Source organism: Mesorhizobium sp. P2_D5 (genome assembly GCF_056404355.1).
The window spans coordinates 889,190-906,220 of record NZ_JBFUEE010000002.1 but is presented as its reverse complement, the minus strand read 5'-3'; the positions used below and the strand labels follow the sequence as shown (position 1 = coordinate 906,220).

14 protein-coding genes are annotated in these 17,031 nt (G+C 61.5%); 5 read left to right on the top strand and 9 right to left on the bottom strand.

From position 1 onward, the window contains the following. Both AC1DYW_RS11055 and AC1DYW_RS11050 read right to left on the bottom strand, forming a co-directional pair. Complete coding sequence (locus AC1DYW_RS11055; RefSeq protein WP_477226166.1) at positions 1-372, bottom strand: 2Fe-2S iron-sulfur cluster-binding protein; 372 nt, start codon at positions 370-372, stop codon at positions 1-3. Beyond that, a complete protein-coding gene (locus tag AC1DYW_RS11050; RefSeq protein WP_477226165.1) occupies positions 369-1,724 on the bottom strand; it encodes a selenium-binding family protein in 1,356 nt (451 codons plus the stop codon). The genes AC1DYW_RS11055 and AC1DYW_RS11050 overlap by 4 nt, the downstream gene beginning before the upstream one ends. Positions 1,725-2,260: 536 nt before the next feature. Here AC1DYW_RS11050 and AC1DYW_RS11045 point away from each other — a divergent pair. The 3 genes from AC1DYW_RS11045 to AC1DYW_RS11035 all read left to right on the top strand — a co-directional run bounded on the left by AC1DYW_RS11045 (position 2,261) and on the right by AC1DYW_RS11035 (position 3,649). Continuing rightward, the gene (locus tag AC1DYW_RS11045; protein WP_477226164.1) at positions 2,261-2,569 is read left to right on the top strand and encodes a hypothetical protein; all 309 of its coding nucleotides are present in this window, start codon (positions 2,261-2,263) and stop codon (positions 2,567-2,569) included. A 125-nt stretch (positions 2,570-2,694) separates the two neighbouring features. Beyond that, complete coding sequence (locus AC1DYW_RS11040) at positions 2,695-3,015, top strand: hypothetical protein (protein ID WP_477226163.1); 321 nt, start codon at positions 2,695-2,697, stop codon at positions 3,013-3,015. 289 nt (positions 3,016-3,304) lie between these two features. Then, entirely contained in the window at positions 3,305-3,649 is a 345-nt protein-coding gene (locus tag AC1DYW_RS11035) for a hypothetical protein (protein ID WP_477226162.1), read from the top strand. Between the two features lie 27 nt (positions 3,650-3,676). On the opposite strand, the gene AC1DYW_RS11030 is transcribed toward AC1DYW_RS11035, so the two are convergent. The 4 genes from AC1DYW_RS11030 to AC1DYW_RS11015 form a co-directional block, all read right to left on the bottom strand. Further along, positions 3,677-5,296 (bottom strand): ABC transporter ATP-binding protein, encoded by a 1,620-nt coding sequence (locus AC1DYW_RS11030; RefSeq protein WP_477226161.1) that lies wholly within the window; start codon positions 5,294-5,296, stop codon positions 3,677-3,679. Between the two features lies 1 nt (position 5,297). Then, the gene (locus tag AC1DYW_RS11025) at positions 5,298-6,419 is read right to left on the bottom strand and encodes an ABC transporter permease (RefSeq protein WP_477226160.1); all 1,122 of its coding nucleotides are present in this window, start codon (positions 6,417-6,419) and stop codon (positions 5,298-5,300) included. Beyond that, entirely contained in the window at positions 6,412-7,335 is a 924-nt protein-coding gene (locus AC1DYW_RS11020) for an ABC transporter permease subunit (RefSeq protein WP_477226159.1), read from the bottom strand. The genes AC1DYW_RS11025 and AC1DYW_RS11020 overlap by 8 nt, the downstream gene beginning before the upstream one ends. A gap of 164 nt (positions 7,336-7,499) precedes the next feature. Further along, positions 7,500-9,092 carry a peptide ABC transporter substrate-binding protein gene (locus AC1DYW_RS11015; protein ID WP_477226158.1) on the bottom strand — a complete coding sequence of 531 codons (1,593 nt, stop codon included), beginning with the start codon at positions 9,090-9,092 and terminating at the stop codon, positions 7,500-7,502. 369 nt (positions 9,093-9,461) lie between these two features. Here AC1DYW_RS11015 and AC1DYW_RS11010 point away from each other — a divergent pair, with 369 nt between their 5' ends. Beyond that, positions 9,462-9,917 carry a TadE/TadG family type IV pilus assembly protein gene (locus AC1DYW_RS11010; protein WP_477226157.1) on the top strand — a complete coding sequence of 152 codons (456 nt, stop codon included), beginning with the start codon at positions 9,462-9,464 and terminating at the stop codon, positions 9,915-9,917. Further along, entirely contained in the window at positions 9,918-11,684 is a 1,767-nt protein-coding gene (locus AC1DYW_RS11005) for a hypothetical protein (protein WP_477226156.1), read from the top strand. A gap of 57 nt (positions 11,685-11,741) precedes the next feature. Here the strand turns inward: AC1DYW_RS11005 and bglA are convergent, their stop codons facing one another. Genes bglA through AC1DYW_RS10990 form a run of 3 tightly spaced genes read right to left on the bottom strand, consistent with a single transcriptional unit; the run spans position 11,742 to position 17,030 of the window. Next, entirely contained in the window at positions 11,742-13,367 is a 1,626-nt protein-coding gene (gene bglA / locus AC1DYW_RS11000; RefSeq protein WP_477226155.1) for a beta-galactosidase BglA, read from the bottom strand. Next, a complete protein-coding gene (glgX, locus tag AC1DYW_RS10995) occupies positions 13,354-15,390 on the bottom strand; it encodes a glycogen debranching protein GlgX (RefSeq protein ID WP_477226154.1) in 2,037 nt (678 codons plus the stop codon). The genes bglA and glgX overlap by 14 nt, the downstream gene beginning before the upstream one ends. An 11-nt stretch (positions 15,391-15,401) precedes the next feature. Then, positions 15,402-17,030 carry an alpha-D-glucose phosphate-specific phosphoglucomutase gene (locus tag AC1DYW_RS10990; protein ID WP_477226153.1) on the bottom strand — a complete coding sequence of 543 codons (1,629 nt, stop codon included), beginning with the start codon at positions 17,028-17,030 and terminating at the stop codon, positions 15,402-15,404. Between the last annotated feature and the right edge of the window lies 1 nt (position 17,031).

The following is a 17,031-nucleotide window of genomic DNA, read 5'->3' as shown; positions in this document are numbered from 1 at the left end:
TCATTTCTCTTCGTCCAACGGGGTGGCAATATCGGCTTTCAATTCATGAGCGGCCAGGGGGTCAAGGAAGGGGTTGCGGTAGAGCTTGTCGTGACTTTCAACGCCGACCTCCAGCGTGCAGTCGCTCAAAGGGCGGGCGACGCAGAGGATTATGTAGCCATTGTTGATCTGGCGGTTGTTCAACGCCCGCTGCGCTCGCTGATTGACTTTGCCGCTGATTATTTTGGCCGCACAGCTTATGCAGCCGCCATACTGGCACCCGTAGGGCAAATCCACGCCCTGCTCGCGCAAGCTTTGCAAGAGGGGCTTGCGGTGATCGACGTCAAAGGCCGCACCGCCTTGGTTGGCGAGAGTGATGGTGAAGCTGGTCATACCCAGATGTCACTCGTGCAATCACCGCCGGGATAACGGGTTTCATGGCAGCGGCTTGGTCCATTTGGTTCCTTGCCAAAATCGACAACAAATCGCGGATCGATTTCCATGCCGCCGTTTTCGGTATCGCAATTGACCATCAGCATGCATCCGCCATTGGTGCGGATTTCCGGATAGAACTGATTGTCCCAGGTGGAGAAAAGTGAGGTTGTCACATACAGGCGCTTGCCGTCGAGGCTGAGCTGTATCATCTGAGGCCCGCCAGTCACTTTCACGCCATTGACCTCAGGCGCACGGCCGAGAAGTCCGCCCATCCACACTTGTCCAGTAAGCTTGGCATTGTGAGGGTCCGAGATGTCGTACTGACGGATGTCGCCGTGCAACCAGTTACAAAAATAGAGGTATCTATCGTCCATGCTGAGCAGGATGACCGAGATCACGCCCGGAATCGGGATCGGCCATTCGGGATGTGGCTCATTGTCGACATCGATAATTTTTTCCCATTGCCAATCACCCGCCGCATCCTTCCACCAATGGATGATATTTGCTGAAAGGGCCGCGCCAACAAAGCCGTGACTGCTGTCGGGATTGTGGTGGAACCGCACTTCCAGTGGGATCAGGCCATCCTCACCGAGATAGAATGTTTGCTTCGGCTCCTTCTTTTCAAAATCCCAGAAATGGATCTCCCGGCCATATTTCAGATGGCCAACCTCTTCCAGGTCAAAACCGGGCATGAAGGTATTGGGAGCGGCCCACTCCGAACTGACCATTACGTTATGTCGCGGCTGGTACCAGAAATCATAACCAAACTTGATACCGCCCATGGAGTTTTCCCAACGGCCGACAATCTCGAACTCCTTGCTGAGTTGCAAATAGCCGCCGGGGGCATTGCCCTGAGCGTCGCCAAGCATGGAAACGATGATGTCCGAGCCGAGGCAATGCACCGTGTGCGGTGCCGACAAGTTGGTCCTGGCTTTGATGTCAGCGCCGCTTAGGACTTTGAACAGTGTCGGATTGCGAGGATCGGTGCCGCAATCGACAATGTGCAGATTGGACGAGCGCACACCCGGCACAATCAGATATTTCCGCTCCATGCTCGCATCGCCATGGCACGACGAACAGGCATTCCAGCCCGAGTGATGAAGCTCATCGCCAATACCCGGCATTTGCAAACGTGAAATCACTTGGCTGTAGGTCGAACTCTCCGGGTCGACATCAATGGTGCACAAATAGTCCGGCTTCTGAATGCCCGTGCCGGTGTAGATGGCAATCGTATAGAGCAGCTTTTCGCGAGGTGCGGTCATCGCCTCGGCTGGGGAAGCATAGCCCGGTCCACAGCAATGATTGGTCATGGGTAGGTCCCCAATTTGAACAGATCACTGGGCAGCCCCTACGGGGTCAGGCTGGAATGTTAGTGCATGCTTGGCATCGGCGCTACGGCCGGGTTGGCCGCCGGGGGGACGGAATGCGAACACCCCCGCTCCTCCCCATGGAAGCGTCAGAGGAACAGGAAAGTCGACGAAAGGCCGACTGGCCGATCAACGGGCAACCGGCCAGAACCCGCGTCGCACCTATCGGAGGCCGAAGAAGCTCAATATCGCAATTACGATGACCACCGCGCCAACGAGCCAAATGATGTTGTTCATAATCGTTCTCCTGTTGCCTGGGGAAGCCCGCGCCTCTGGCGGAGAACGCTGGCCGACCAGCCTTTGCCGGCTGATCTTCAGCAGACACGGATGTCGGCTGTGAGGAGTAGAACAATTAGGCGCGCCTAATGTTCCGCCATTGGCAAATCGAGAGATGGCCTGGTGAATTTGCCTTTGTATTAGCTGCGCTTCATATTTGTTGTTACGGCGGCGACAGAATGCCGGTCAGGTCCGGAGCCATCATGCGCAAATTGGTTGTCACAGCAGCAATCGCACTTGCCTGCGGTTGCGCGCCCTCGCAAGCAAACGACGAGCGGTCATGCAAGATAGTAGCGGCGGCAGCGCAGCTCTCCGGAAAGACCAACTGTAGCGAAGGTGATATCGCTGCGATCTCTGGCATGAGCGGCAAGGAGCTGCCGGAGGCAGTAGCCAGATATTGCGATTTTTGGGGGCAGATCGTTGTGCTGCCCGACGTGAGCGAGACCGACGCGTCGAGACGCATCGTTCTTTGCAAATACCATCAGCGAGAGGCAGCCCCTTCTCAGCCCTAGGCGATGCGATCGCCCCTCTTTCGACATGCCGCAAGCGTTTCGGGCTGGCCCAAGCAGGCCGGAACCAAATTGATCACAGGCAGTTATCCAAACGAAGGGGCAATTCAGGAAATGGAGAAACTGCAATGAAAACAATGATCATGTGCGCGTTGGCGCTTTCCGTCGGCTTGCCGGCCATAGCTTCGGCAGCCGAGGCCGATGTGGTTATCAGAACCCACCATCGACACCACAACAGCGTCAGGATCATCAACGAGGACGGTCAGCGCTTGCATCACCGCCGCCATGGCGAAGTTGCGTTCTATGACCATGGACGCCGGCATCATCGCGGAGACATGGTCGTCGTGAGACGGCATCATCGCCCAGACACCGTCGTCGTGACAGGCTCCGTTTCCACTCACCGTCACTATCGCCACCACCCCGTGGTCATCGAAAACGACGGCTACTGATCGCCCACTGCCTGCCCAAGCGAACACGAAAAGAAAGCCCGCCCCAGCGTCAGCCAGGACGGGCTTTCCCGTTTACCAGTCATTGTTTTAGTGCACTCGACGGACACCAACTTCGAGTGACCGAGAACGTTCCTGAAATTTTGCGGGCACCCAGTGTGTTCATGTGGCGATGGGTTCGGCTCTGCGATGGGTTCCGTAGCGATCGGAAACTTTGACGAAGATCGCCGTCGGCTCTAGTAGTTCGATGCATATGATGGAGCCAGTGAAGCGGCTGTGCCGGGGTGCGGACATGAATCTGATTTCAACGACAGCCTCACCACCGGCTCTTGTGATTGCACTGTTTCTTCTCGCCGGCTGTTCGTCGATCGGCCGAACCGTCGATCCGGCGAAATACGACAGCATGAGCTGCGCCGAGCTCAACAGCGCGATGGGTGTCGTCGCGCGCGACATCTCGCAAACAGCAATCACCCGCGGCAAGGTCGCCAACACCAGCGTCCCACGCTGGCTGCTGGGCGGCGCGCGCGTGAAGGGCGCGGTCGCGGAGCGCGAAACGGCCAGGATCGACCGCCTGAAACAGCAGCAAGCGGCTCTTGCCAGCGCCAGGGCACGCCGATGCACCTCGCCTTCGCAATGAGCTTGAGTTCTCCCGAGCGGGCGCGCCTCAGGCGCTCAGCCTGAAGCGTGTGACGTCGATCGCGGCGGCCATCAGCGTCTGTGTGTAGGCGTGCTGCGGGTTACTGAAGATCGCCTCCGTCGGCCCCTCCTCGACGATCTTGCCTTGCTTCATGACGATGATGTAGTCGGCCATGGCGCGCACGACCGAGAGATCGTGGCTGATGAAGAGGTAGGACAGTTCGTGGTCCGCCTGCAGCTTGCGCAGCAGTTCGACGATCTGCTTCTGCACCGAGCGGTCGAGCGCGGAGGTCGGTTCGTCCAGCACCACCAGCTTGGGCTTCAGGATCATGGCCCGCGCGATGGCGATGCGCTGCCGTTGCCCGCCGGAGAATTCGTGCGGGTAGCGGTTGCGTGCATTGGGATCGAGGCCGACTTCGTTCAAGGCCTCGACCGCGCGTTGATCGCGTTGCTTGCCCGACAGGTTCGGCTCATGCACCAGCAGCCCTTCGGTGATAACCTGGCCGACGGTCATGCGCGGCGACAGCGAACCGAACGGGTCCTGGAACACCAGTTGCATCTCGCGCCGCAGCGGCCGCATCGCCTGTCGGTCGGCGGTGGAAATGTCGCGGTCGCCGAAACGGATGAGGCCATCGCTCGGCAACAGCCGCAGCAAGGCGCGGCCGAGCGTCGATTTGCCCGAGCCGGATTCACCGACAATGCCGATGGTCTGGTTGCGCTGCAGCCGGATCGAGATGTGGTCGACGGCGCGCAGCATCAGCGGCTCGCCAGCAAGGAACCCGCCGCCAATCCTGAATGTCACTTCGACATTCCTGCCTTCGAGCACCACCGGGGCATTGGCGGGCGGCGGCGCCTTGCTGCCCGTCGGCTCGGCCGCCAGCAGCATTTTCGTATAGGCATGCTGCGGATTGACGAAGATGGCTTCCGCCTCCCCCTCCTCGACGACCTCGCCCTGGCGCATGACATAGACGCGGTCGGCGAAGCGCCGCACGATGCCGAGATCGTGGGTGATGAAGACGATCGCCATGCCGAGCTTGCGTTGCAGCTCGGCCAGAAGCATCAGGATCTGCGCCTGGATGGTCACGTCGAGCGCCGTCGTCGGCTCGTCGGCGATCAGGATGTCCGGGTCGTTGGCAAGCGCCATGGCGATCATGACGCGCTGGCGCTGGCCACCCGACATTTCGTGCGGGTAGGATTTCATCCGCCGCTCGGGATCGGGGATATGCACGAGGCGCAGCAGCTTGAGCGCCTCTTCGTGCGCCTCGGCGGCATTCAAGCCCCGATGCCGGCGGATCGGTTCGATCAGCTGGTTGCCTATCGAATAGAGCGGATCGAGCGAGGTCATCGGCTCCTGGAAGATCATGCTGATCTTGGCGCCGCGGACCTTGTTCAGTTCGGATTTGCTCAACGTCAGAAGGTTGCGGCCGCGATAGTCGACACTGCCGGTGGCTTCGCCATTCGAGGCCAGCAGGCTCATCGCCGCCATCATCGTCTGGCTCTTGCCGGATCCGGATTCGCCAACCACGGCAACGGTTTCGCCTGCATTGACGTGGATGCTGATGCCCTTCACCGCCTCGACCGCGCCGTCGAGCGTGCGGAAGCGGACGCGCAGGTCCTTGACGCTGAGGATCGTTTCGGAAGCAGCCATCTCAGCGGTCCTTGGGGTCGAGCGCATCGCGCAGGCCGTCGCCGACGAAATTCAGGGCGAACAGCGTCGAGACGAGGAAGAAGGCGGGAAACAGGAGCAGCCAGTTGGCAGTGCCGATGTTCTTGGCGCCGACCGAGATCAGCACGCCCCAGCTGGTCATCGGCTCCTGCACGCCGAGCCCGAGGAACGACAGGAAACTCTCCAGGATGATGACCTGTGGCACCAGCAGCGTCATGTAGATCACCACGGGACCGAGCAGGTTGGGAATGACGTGGCGCAGCAGGATGCCGCGCTGGCCGACGCCCATGGCTTCCGCCGCCTGGACATATTCCTGGCGGCGGATCGACAGCGCTTGGCCGCGCACGATGCGGGCCATGTCGAGCCACAGCACGGCGCCCACGGCCAGGAACATCAACACGAAGTTGCGGCCGAAGAACACCACCAGCATGATGACGAAGAAGATGAAGGGTAAGGAATAGAGCACATCGACGATGCGCATCATCACCTCGTCGACCTTGCCCCCGGCAAAGCCGGCCGCCGCGCCATAGACGACGCCGATGACCACCGCCACGACGCCGGCGAGCAGACCGATGGCCAATGAGATGCGCCCGGCCATCAGCGTGCGCGACAGGAGATCGCGGCCGGTGTTGTCGGTGCCGAACAGGAAATACTGCTGCTTGACCGAGGCGCTCATCGTCACTTCGAGGCCGTCGGGCGACTTGCTTTCGATCTTGGTGTCGTCAAAGGCGTCGGAACGGTCGAGATAGCGGATGTTGCGGTCGTCGATCGGCTTGGTCGACTTGACGGTGACGAAGACCTGGTTGCCTTCCTGCCGCCATTCCTTGATGTCGACACGCATGCGCTTGATCGCTTCGGTGAGCGCCGTCTCGATCATCTCGGCCTTCGGATAGGCCGACAGGCTGGGCGGCATGCGCACATAGTCGGCATAGATGGTGGTGTATTGATGCGGCACGAACCAGGGTCCGAACACGCTGACGACACCGATCAGGGCAAGGTAATACAGACTGAACATGGCGGCGCGATTGGCCTTGAGGCGCGCCCAGGCGTCCGCCCAGAGCGAGCGGCCGATGACGGCGGGAGCCGTGGCTGCAATGTCAGTCATAGCGCACCCTCGGGTCGACGACCGCGTACATGACGTCGACGATCAGGTTGAAGACGATGGTGAAGATCGCGATCACCACCACGGTTCCCATCACCAGCGTGTAGTCGCGGTTAAGCGCGGCATCGACAAAATAGCGGCCGACGCCCGGAATGGAGAAAATTGTCTCGACGATGACCGAGCCGGTCAGCAGCGCCGCGGCTGCCGGGCCGGTGAAGGAGACGATCGGCAGGATGGCGCCGCGCAGCGCGTGCTTGACCACCACCGACCAGTCGGAGAGGCCGAGCGCGCGGGCTGTGCGGATATGATGGGACCGTAAGGATTCGATCATCGAGCCACGCATCAGCCGGGCGACGATGGCGATCTGCGGCAGAGCGAGCGTCAGCACCGGGCCAACCTTGTTGATGAAGGCGCCATCGCCCCATCCGCCGATCGGCAGGAGCTTCCAGGTCAGCCCGAACAGGAGCTGGATCACCGGCGCGATGACGAAGGTGGGGATTGTGCTGCCGGCGGTTGCCAGCGCAATCACAGTATAGTCGCCAAGCTTGTTCTGGTTGAGCGCGGCAATGGTGCCGAGCACCGAACCGAGCAGAAGTGCAAGGACAAGCGCCGAGGTGCCGAGCTGGATCGAAATCGGCAGCCCCTTGGCGAACAGTTCGGTGACGGTGAAATCCGGCATGTTGTAGCTCGGTCCGAAATTGCCGCGCAGCAGATTGCCGAGATAGTGGACATATTGCAGCCAGAGCGGATCGCCTAGGCCGAATTGCGCTTCCAGATTGGCCCTGATCTCGGGGCTCAGCCCTCGCTCCTGGTTGAACGGGCCTCCCGGCGCGACGCGTATCAGGAAGAACGCCATGGTCACGATGACGAACAGCGTCGGAATGGCGGTCAAAAGCCGCCTTAGTACATATCGCAGCATCGGTGCCCCGCTTGATCCAGAGCAGCGCGCGTCCAGTTGGACGATTGCACTCTAGCCTTCAAATCTTCGCACCGACATTGCCGAAAAGCGATTCCGGTTCCCGGGCCGATGCGATGGCAAACCAGCGCCGCCGCGCATTCAATGCGCGGCGGCTTGGCCAGGGATCAGTCCTTGCTGATGAAGCGCGACGGATGCACATCCATCACATTGTCGTCGAAGCCATGCAGCTTCGAGGAAACGATATCGTGGAAGCTGTAGTAGAGAAGCGGAATGTTACCGACGTCGTCGACAAGGATGCGCTCGGCCTCAGTAAGGTCCTTCATGCGCTCTTCTGGCTTGCCACCGGCAGCCGCCGCCTTGTCCATTGCCGCTTCATATGCCGGGCTGACATAGCTCGAATAGTTGTTGCCGCTGGCCTTGCGTGTGATGCCGAGGAAGGTCTCGGGATCCTTGTAGTCGGCGATCCAGGCGGCACGCGCCACGTCGTAATTGCCCTTCTGCTCGAGGAAGGAATAGTGGGTCTTGGTGTCAGTGTTGAGCAGCGTGACCTCGACGCCAAGCGGCTTCAGCTGTTCCTGGATGGCGACCGCGGTGTTCTTGTGGTTTTCCGAGGTGTTGTAGCGGATCTCCATCTTCAGCGGATGCTCGGGCGTATAGCCGAGTTTCTCGAGGATTTTCTTTGCGGCGTCCTCGCGGTCGATCTGCGGCATGTCGGCGTATTTGGCCATTGCCGGCGTGTAGCCGGCTATGCCCGGAGGCACCATCGAATAGCCAGGCAGCATCGAGTTCTGCCAGACCTTTTCGGCGATGAAATCGCGGTCGATCGCCATCGAGATGGCGTTGCGCAGCTCGACATTGTCCCAAGGCGCCTTGTCGGTCTTGATCGCATAGTAGTAGGTGCCGAGATACGGTCCGACGCGGACCTGAGCGCCGAACTTGGCCTTGAGGTCAGCGAGCTGTTCGGTCGGCAGGTCGCCGTAACTGTCGAGTTCGCCGGCCTCGAAGCGCTTCATCGCCGATGAACGGTCTTCGGTCGGGATATAGTTGACGACGTCCATCTTGACGGTGGCGGCGTCCCAGAATTTCGGATTCTTGACCAGCTTCATGTGGTCGTTGGGAATCCACTCGGCCAGCGTATAGGCGCCGTTCGAAACGAGATTGCCCGCCTTGATCCAGTCGGCGCCGAGCTTTTCGATTGAGGCCTTGTTGACCGGATAGGTGGCCTGGTGGGTCAGCATCTCCAGGAAGTAGGGCGTCGGCGCCTTCAGAGTCACTTCAAGGGTGTTGGTGTCGATCGCCTTGACGCCCAAATCCTCGGGCTTGCCTTTCTTGGTGTTGACTTCCTCGGCGTTCTTCACGGGATAGAGCATGGAAGCGTATTCGGCGGCGGTGGCCGGATCCTCCAGCCTACGGAAGGAGTAGACGAAGTCGTCCGCCGTCACCGGGCTGCCATCCGACCACAAGCCGTCCTTGCGCAGCTTGAAGGTGTAGACGGTGCCGTCATCCGATACGGTCCAGCTTTCGGCGGCGCCCGGTATGAGGTTCGTCTTCTGATCGTGCATGACCAGTCCCTGGAACAGGTCGCGAATGATATCGGCTTCGTAGACGGTCGAGGTCTTGTGCGGGTCGACCGTCTCCGCCTCGGCGGCGGCGCCTCTGTTGTAGACGGTCTCGGCGAAAGCCGGCGTGTAGAATGTGCCGGCTGCCAATGCCATCGTCGTGGCGAACACCGTCGCCTTCAGCATGTTTCTCAGCATGAAGTTCTCCCTGTCGGCGCTGCCGTCGGCGCGCCTTTGAGTGTTGACGCCCCGGAGCCGATGTCTGACCCCTTTGAGCGCGCCGCCGGTTCCCTTCCTGCGGCTGGTGCCCAGACACTAACGCGGAGAATTTTTATTTCAACAGACTCTCTGGGTCACCCAAAGTAAGGCGGCACGAAAGTTGTGCCGTGACGGCCGAAACACCAGCCGAAACCAGAAGCTTGACTTGGTTTCCTCATCTCGACGCCATTCTTCACCCGGAATCTGTGGCCGCGCCAGTTTGCCGGAATGTGTTAATGCGTTCTTAAGCAACCAGAAGTTACATTATGGGTGCCTTTTATACGATTCCATCTCAGACGCGTGGCAGTCATGAGTACCTGGACAAGTAAATCAATAGAAATCCGTCAGTTAATGCGGAAATTTCAAGAAGAATCCGGTACTTCTGCGGTTGAGTTCGCACTGCTCTCGCCCATCTTCATCCTCCTTCTACTCGGAATGGTTGCATACGGCATATATTTTGGCGCCGCAAACTCGATCCAGCAGATCGCGGCGGATGCGGCCCGCACAGCAATTGCCGGACTGAACCAGACCGAGCGCCAGACGCTCGTCGCCAGCTTCGTCACCAACAATGCCGGCGGGTATCCCTTCGTGGATGCCAGCAAGTTGACCTACCAGGCCAACGACAGCACGGCCGACGGAAGCCAGTTCGTGGTGTCCATCCAGTACGATGCCCGCAACCTGCCGATCTGGAATCTCTTCCCGGGCATCGCCATGCCGGGAAGTACGATCAAGCGCCAGTCAACGATAAGGGTCGGGGGCATCTGAATGCTGCTGCGGGCTTGCGATGCGATCGGCCGGCTCGCCCGATTGATGCTGGCCGACAGACAGGCGAACATCGCCGTCATGACCGCGTTGAGCGCGCCGGTCGCGCTGGCGCTGGCTGCGGTGGCAATCGACGAAGCCTCGATCTATACCGAGCGCCGCGAAGCCCAGGCAATGGTGGACCTTGCTGCGATCACCGCTGCCTCGAACATCACCAAAGTCGACACCGCTGTCGTGACCACGCTGACCGACAACGGCATGCCGGGCGTGGTCGTTCAAGGCTCGGGACAGACGATCGCGCCGGCCGTCGGCAAAACCGTCGTGTCGGTCACGCCCGGCCGCTACGCGGCATCAACCGCCAATGTCAGCCAACGCTTCCAGTCCGGCGTAACGCCCTACAATGCCGTCCGTGTCACCCTGAAGAAGATCCCTGCCCGCTATTTCGCGAGTTCGCTGCTCCCCACTCCCGTCATCGGCACCGAGGCCACCGCCAGCATGACGCCGCAGGCGACGTTCTCGGTCGGGTCGAGGTTGCTCAGCGTCGATGGCGGCATTCTCAACGCGCTGCTCAGTGGACTTCTCGGCGGCAACATCTCGCTCAGCGTCATGGACTACAACGGGTTGATCTCGGCCGATGTCAGCGTGCTCTCGTTCATAGACGGTCTTGCCACACAATTGAGCCTGACCGGCGTCACCTATTCGGACGTGCTGGCATCGAATGCGACTGTCGGCCAGATCGCCACCGCCATGGCCAACGTGCCCAGGCTTGGCAACACGGCCAAGCTGGCGCTGCAGACCATCGCCTCGAAATCGACCAGCACGGGCAAGATCCCGCTCAACAAGCTTGTCGATCTCGGTTCAGTCGGCAGCTTGGCTCTCGGGCAAAGACCAACCGGCCTTGGGCTAGACACCAACGCCATGGGCATGCTGACCGCTGCCGCCGTACTGGCCAACGGCACCAACCAGGCCCAGGTCAATCTTGGCGCCACCGTACCCGGGCTTCTGTCCACGGCGCTTACCATTGCCATTGGCGAGCCGATGCAATCTTCGCCATGGCTGGCGGTCGATGGCATCGGAACCGTGGTGCGCACCGCCCAGACGCGCATCAAACTGGTTGCCAGCGTCGGTGTCGGCACGCCCGGTCTCGGCGGCGGTATCAGCCTGCTGGCCGTCAATCTGCCGCTCAATGTGGAAGTCGCCTATGCCGAAGCCAAACTGACCGACATCACCTGTCCGACCGGGCCTTCCAGCATCAATGTTTCCATCGCCGCGCACCCGGGTATCGCCTCGCTGCATCTGGCCAACAGCAACAGTTCAGGCTTCGGCGATTTCAGTCAGCCGCAGACGTTCACCGACGCGGAGATCGCGGATGTGAGCCTCCATATGCTGCTGATCAACATTCCGCTGATACAGGTGATGGGTTCCGCCGCCACCGCGATCACCAACAATAGCCCGACGACGTTGAACTTCAATGCGACCGACATCGCCAACAAGACGGTCAAGACCGTTTCGACGCGCAACATATCGCAGTCGCTGACCACATCGCTGGTCGGCAACCTGTCGCTTTCGGTCAATGCGCTTGGTCTCGGAATCGATCTGACCGCACTGCTCGCAACGGTGAAGCCGGCAGTCATGGCCGTGCTGAACGGCGTAACGGCGCCGGTCGACGACCTGCTCTACAACGTGCTTTCGGCGCTCGGTATCGGCGTCGGCCAGGCCGATGTGCGTGTCACCGGTGCGACCTGCGGGCGCGCGGTTCTCGTTCAATAAGGCATCAGCAGCCCAAGCGGGATCACCTTCCTCGCAAGCGGCGGCCGAAGCACTGAATCAGTCGAGCTGACCAAGGAAACAGCCAAGCGCCGTCAGCGAGATCTGGCTCTCTTCAACAACCCCGCGGCCACCATCAATAGCCACGACAGCTCCTGTATCCGGCGGCAACGGCCAATTCGCCGGCTCCTCGGCGAAGTTGAAGACACAGAGAAGTTTCTCACCGCCGTCTTCGCGGATGAAGGCGAGAATTTCGCCGTCCGCATCGAAAAACTGGATCGAACCGCCGACCAGCGCCGGATGCCCCCTGCGCAAGGCGAGCATGGTCCGATAGAAGGCGAGCACCGAGGCGGTGTCGGCGTTCTGGACGTCGACCGCGCGGTCGCGATGGCTGGCCGGTATCGGCAGCCACGGTTTACCGGTGGAGAAGCCCGCATTGTCGGCACCGGCCTCCCAGACCATCGGCGTGCGACAGCCGTCCCTGCCCTTGACGCCCGGCCAGAAGCGGATGCCAACGGGATCGCGCAGATCCTCGAAGGCGAGTTCCGCCTCCTCCAGGCCGAGTTCCTCGCCCTCGTAGAGACAGATCGATCCGCGCAGGCAGGAGAGCAGCATGATCGAGAACCTTGCGACCGTATCGGGATCGCTGTCGGGCCTCGTCCAGCGGGTGACGTGGCGCACCACGTCATGGTTGGAAAACGCCCAGCAGACCCAGCCGTCGGACACCGCCGCCTCGAAGGCTTCGACACAGCCCCGCACATGCGCCGCCGAGAATTGTGGGCCAAGCAGGTCAAAGGTGTAACACATATGGAGCTTGTCGCCGCCGGTGGTGTAGGCGGCGAGCGTCTGCAAAGAGCGGCCTTCATCGCCGATCTCGCCGACGGCGGCGCGGTCGTCATACTCGTCGAGCAGCGCCCTGAAGCGCTTGAGGAACGCCAGGTTTTCCGGCTGCGTCTTGTCGAACAGATGTTCCTGGTAGAGGTAGGTGTTGGTCTCGCTGTTGGTGCCGGCGACGCTTGACGCCAAGGGTGGATTGCTGCGCAGCCAGCGGTCGTGGACATAGTAGTTGACCGTGTCGAGCCGAAAGCCGTCGACGCCACGCTCCAGCCAGAACCGTACCGTTTCCAGAAGCGCGTCGTGGACCTCCGGATTGTGGAAATTCAAATCCGGCTGAGAAGCGAGAAAATTGTGCATGTAGTACTGCCGGCGGGTCGAATCCCACTCCCAGGCCGGGCCACCGAAGACGGAGAGCCAGTTGTTGGGCGCGCCGCCATCGGGCTTGGTATCGGCCCAGACATACCAGTCGGCCTTGGGGTTGTCGCGGCTGGAGCGGCTTTCGACGAACCATTCGTGCTTGTCGGATGAGTGCGACAATACCTGGTCGATGATGACTTTCAGGCCGAGCCGATGCGCCTCGGCGACCAGCGCATCGAAATCCTCCATGCCACCGAACATCGGATCGACGGCGCAATAGTCCGACACGTCGTAGCCCATGTCAGCCATCGGTGACTTGAAGAAGGGCGACAGCCAGATGGCGTCGACACCAAGGGAGGCGACATGCTCCAGGCGGTTGGCGATGCCGCGCAGATCGCCGCTGCCGTCGCCGGTCGTATCCTGGAAGGAGCGCGGATAGATCTGATAGATGACGCAGCCACGCCACCATCCGATCCGGTCACCTGCCGCCATTGCGCTTCTCCCCTGTGCCGGCCTGTGCAGCTGCGCGTTCGATCATGAAGATCACCGACCGCCCCGATACCGGCCGCTCGATGTCGGCCGCCTCAGCCGTTTCAATGGCCGGCTCCCAGAAAAATCCCTCGCGAGGCGGCAGGGTGAAAATGCAGGCCCGGCGGTCGCCGTTGATCAGCACCGCAAGACGGCGTTCGTCATCGCTGTCGCCGCCCAGAATCATGACCAGGCGGTGCCGCTGCGGGTCCTGCCAGCTTTGTTGGTCGAGCGGCGCGCCTGTTTCGGTCAGCCATGCGACGTCCGCTATGTCGGAATTTCCTGGTGGCCGGCCCGTGAGAAAGCGCGTGTCGGAGAGTGCCGGCACCGCTCGGCGCAGCGTCGAAAGCAGGACCGTGTAATGCTCCAGCGCCTGGTCGCGCCCGGCCCAGTCGAGCCAGGTGATCGCGTTGTCCTGCGCATAGGCATTGTTGTTGCCCTGCTGGCTGCGGCCGAATTCGTCGCCGGCCGTCAGCATGATGGTGCCGCGCGAGGCAAACAAGGTGGCGAGCAGCGCGTGCTGATCGTTGAGGCGCGCCGTAGCTACGGCCGGGTTGTCCGCATCGCCTTCCACGCCGTTGTTCCAGGACAGGTTTTCATTGTGGCCGTCGCGGTTCTGCTCGCCATTGGCCTGGTTGTGCTTGCGCTCGTAGCGCACGATGTCGGTCAGGGTCATGCCGTCATGGGCGGCGATGAAATTGACCGTGCGGCTGGCGCTTTGTTCGTTTGCCGCAAACACATCGGACGAACCGGAAAGCCGGGTCGCCAGTGCGCCGACCATGCCGGCGTCACCGCGCCAGAAGCGCCTGATATCATCGCGATACTTGTCATTCCATTCGAGGAAAGGCGGCGGAAAATTCCCGAGCTGATAGCCATCCGGACCGATGTCCCAAGGTTCGGCGATCAGCACGCGATCGGCCAGCAGCACGTCCTCGCCCATCGCCTTCAGCAACGGCGCCTCGTCGTCGAATGTCCCTTCGACCCGTCCCAGAATGGGCGCCAGGTCGAAGCGGAAACCATCGACGCCGGCATAGCGGACAAAATGGCGAAGCGTGTCGAGGACCATCTCCCCAGCGATCGGGTGGTCGCATGCCACCGTGTTACCCGTCCCGGTGTCGTTGGCCAGCCTGCCGTCCGGCGTGTGCCGGTAATAGGCCTGGTTGTCGAAACCGCGCAGCGACAGTGTTGGCCCGAGCCGGTCGCTCTCGCCGGTGTGGTTGAAGACAAGGTCCAGAATGACGCCGATGCCGGCCTGCCGTAGCGCGGCGACCGCGTTCCGCAATTCCATGATGCCGCCAGGCGCAAGGCGTGGATCAAGCGCCATGAAGGTGACGGGATTGTAGCCCCAGGCGTTGCGCAGCCCGAGCGGCGGCAGGTGCCGTTCATCGATCGACGCCGTCACCGGCATCAATTCGACAGCACTGACGCCGAGCTTTTTCAGGTGCTCGATAACCACAGGATGGGCGAGAGCAGCGACCGTGCCGCGCAGGTTCTCGGGAATGTCCGGATGCAGCATGGTGAAGGCGCGCACCGGCACTTCGTAGATCAGGCCGCCGGGCTGGAACAGCGGCGGCGCTGCCGGCACTGGTTTCGGCAAGGCAGCGGCAATGGCCTTTGGCATCAGCGGCGCGGTATCGAGGCCCTCGCCCCGGCGCCGGGTCAGCTGCCAGTCATAGGCGTAAGGCCTGTCGATCCCGAGGGCGTAGGGATCGATCAACATTTTTTCGGGGTCGAACCATAGGCCGCGATCCGGCGCATAGTCGCCATCGGCGCGAAACCCGTAGCGGGTGCCTGGGCCAAGACCGGCGACGAAGAGCGCATGCACGCCCTCGCCTTCCAGCTGCAGCTCAAGCCGTTCGATTTCCTGGTTGCCCTGCTCGTCAAAAATCGAGACCCAGAGCCGACGGGCGGCCTGCGACCATGCGGCAAAGCGAATGCCGCCCTCCGAAACAAGCCCGCCAAATCGCGGCCGCTGATCGGCCGGCATCGCAGATTTCATTAAGTGATGACACTCGGCTTGGCGCGGCCGGTATGGCTGCGAATCCCTGCAATATCATCGGCCGCCGATATCAGATCGGCAAGGACGGCCTGGGTATCGAGATCGTGCCGCGACGTGTCCGGCTCGTAGCGCTCGATATAGACGCGCAAAGTCGCGCCCGACGTGCCCGTGCCCGAAAGCCTGAAGACGACACGCGAACCGCCTTCGAACAGCACCCTGATGCCCTGGTGTTCGCTGGTCGAACCGTCGACCGGATCGTGATAGGCGAAGTCGTCGGCGCTGGCGATCGTCATGCCGCGCACCTTGGTCCCCGGCAATGAACCGAGCTTGGCGCGGAGTTCGTCGACCAGCGCGTTGGCGCGGTCACTTTCGACCTCCTCATAGTCGTGGCGCGAATAGTAATTGCGGCCATAGGTCGCCCAATGCTCGGTGACGATCTGCTTGCAGCTCTCACCGCGCGCGGCGAGGATGTTGAGCCACAGCAGCACCGCCCACAGGCCGTCCTTTTCGCGGACATGGTTTGAGCCGGTTCCGGCACTTTCCTCGCCGCAGATCGTCGCCATGTCGGCGTCGAGCAGGTTGCCGAAGAACTTCCAGCCGGTCGGAGTTTCATAGATGCCGATGCCGAGTTTTTCGGCGACGCGATCGGCCGCGCCACTGGTCGGCATCGAGCGGGCGATGCCCTTCAGGCCTTCGCTGTAGCCGGGAGCCAGGCGGGCGTTGGCGGCAAGCATGGCGACCGAATCCGACGGCGTGACGAATATGCCCTTGCCGATGATCAGGTTGCGGTCGCCGTCGCCATCGGAGGCGGCGCCGAAATCCGGAGCGTCCGGCCCCATCATCTCGTCATAGAGATGTTTGGCATGGACGAGGTTGGGGTCCGGATGGTGACCACCGAAATCGGGTAGCGGCTTGAAGTTGCGGCAGGTGCCGTTGGGCGCGCCAAGCCGGTTTTCCAGGATCTCCTTGGCGTAGGGGCCCGTCACCGCGTGCATGGCGTCGAAGCGCATGCGGAAGCCGTATTTGAAATTGGCGCGGATGGCGTCGAAATCGAACAGGCTTTCCATCAGCTCGGCATAGTCGGCGACCGGATCGATGATCTCGACCGTCATGCCGCCGGCCTTGACCGTGCCGATCTTGTCGATGTCGATCGCCTCGATATCGGTGGTCTTGAAGCTCGCAATCGTCTTGGTCTTTTCGAAGATCGCGTCGGTCAGCTTTTCCGGCGCCGGACCGCCATTGCCGGCATTGTACTTGATGCCGAAATCCTCGTGCGGACCGCCCGGATTGTGGCTGGCCGACAGGATGATGCCGCCGAAGGTCTTGTATTTGCGGATGATATGCGAGGCGGCCGGCGTCGACAGGATGCCGCCCTGCCCGACCATCACCTTGCCGAAGCCGTTGGCGGCGGCCATGGCGATCGCCTTCTGGATGACCTCGCGGTTGTAGAAGCGGCCATCGCCGCCGATCACCAGGGTCTTGCCCTTGAACCCGTCGAGCGCGTCGAAGATCGACTGGATGAAGTTCTCGGCATAGTGCTCCTGCTGGAACACCGGCACCTTCTTGCGCAGGCCCGACGTGCCGGGTTTCTGGTCGGGATAGGGCTTGGTGGGGACGGTCCGTATCATG

Coding starts and splice junctions, on each gene's coding strand:
- AC1DYW_RS10990 (WP_477226153.1), bottom strand. CDS start 17,030: ATGATACGGACCGTCCCCACCAAGCCCTATCCCGACCAGAAACCCGGC.
- AC1DYW_RS11050 (WP_477226165.1), bottom strand. CDS start 1,724: ATGACCAATCATTGCTGTGGACCGGGCTATGCTTCCCCAGCCGAGGCG.
- AC1DYW_RS11030 (WP_477226161.1), bottom strand. CDS start 5,296: ATGGCTGCTTCCGAAACGATCCTCAGCGTCAAGGACCTGCGCGTCCGC.
- AC1DYW_RS11010 (WP_477226157.1), top strand. CDS start 9,462: ATGAGTACCTGGACAAGTAAATCAATAGAAATCCGTCAGTTAATGCGG.
- glgX (WP_477226154.1), bottom strand. CDS start 15,390: ATGCCGGCCGATCAGCGGCCGCGATTTGGCGGGCTTGTTTCGGAGGGC.
- bglA (WP_477226155.1), bottom strand. CDS start 13,367: ATGGCGGCAGGTGACCGGATCGGATGGTGGCGTGGCTGCGTCATCTAT.
- AC1DYW_RS11035 (WP_477226162.1), top strand. CDS start 3,305: ATGAATCTGATTTCAACGACAGCCTCACCACCGGCTCTTGTGATTGCA.
- AC1DYW_RS11020 (WP_477226159.1), bottom strand. CDS start 7,335: ATGCTGCGATATGTACTAAGGCGGCTTTTGACCGCCATTCCGACGCTG.
- AC1DYW_RS11045 (WP_477226164.1), top strand. CDS start 2,261: ATGCGCAAATTGGTTGTCACAGCAGCAATCGCACTTGCCTGCGGTTGC.
- AC1DYW_RS11040 (WP_477226163.1), top strand. CDS start 2,695: ATGAAAACAATGATCATGTGCGCGTTGGCGCTTTCCGTCGGCTTGCCG.
- AC1DYW_RS11005 (WP_477226156.1), top strand. CDS start 9,918: ATGCTGCTGCGGGCTTGCGATGCGATCGGCCGGCTCGCCCGATTGATG.
- AC1DYW_RS11025 (WP_477226160.1), bottom strand. CDS start 6,419: ATGACTGACATTGCAGCCACGGCTCCCGCCGTCATCGGCCGCTCGCTC.
- AC1DYW_RS11055 (WP_477226166.1), bottom strand. CDS start 372: ATGACCAGCTTCACCATCACTCTCGCCAACCAAGGCGGTGCGGCCTTT.
- AC1DYW_RS11015 (WP_477226158.1), bottom strand. CDS start 9,092: ATGCTGAGAAACATGCTGAAGGCGACGGTGTTCGCCACGACGATGGCA.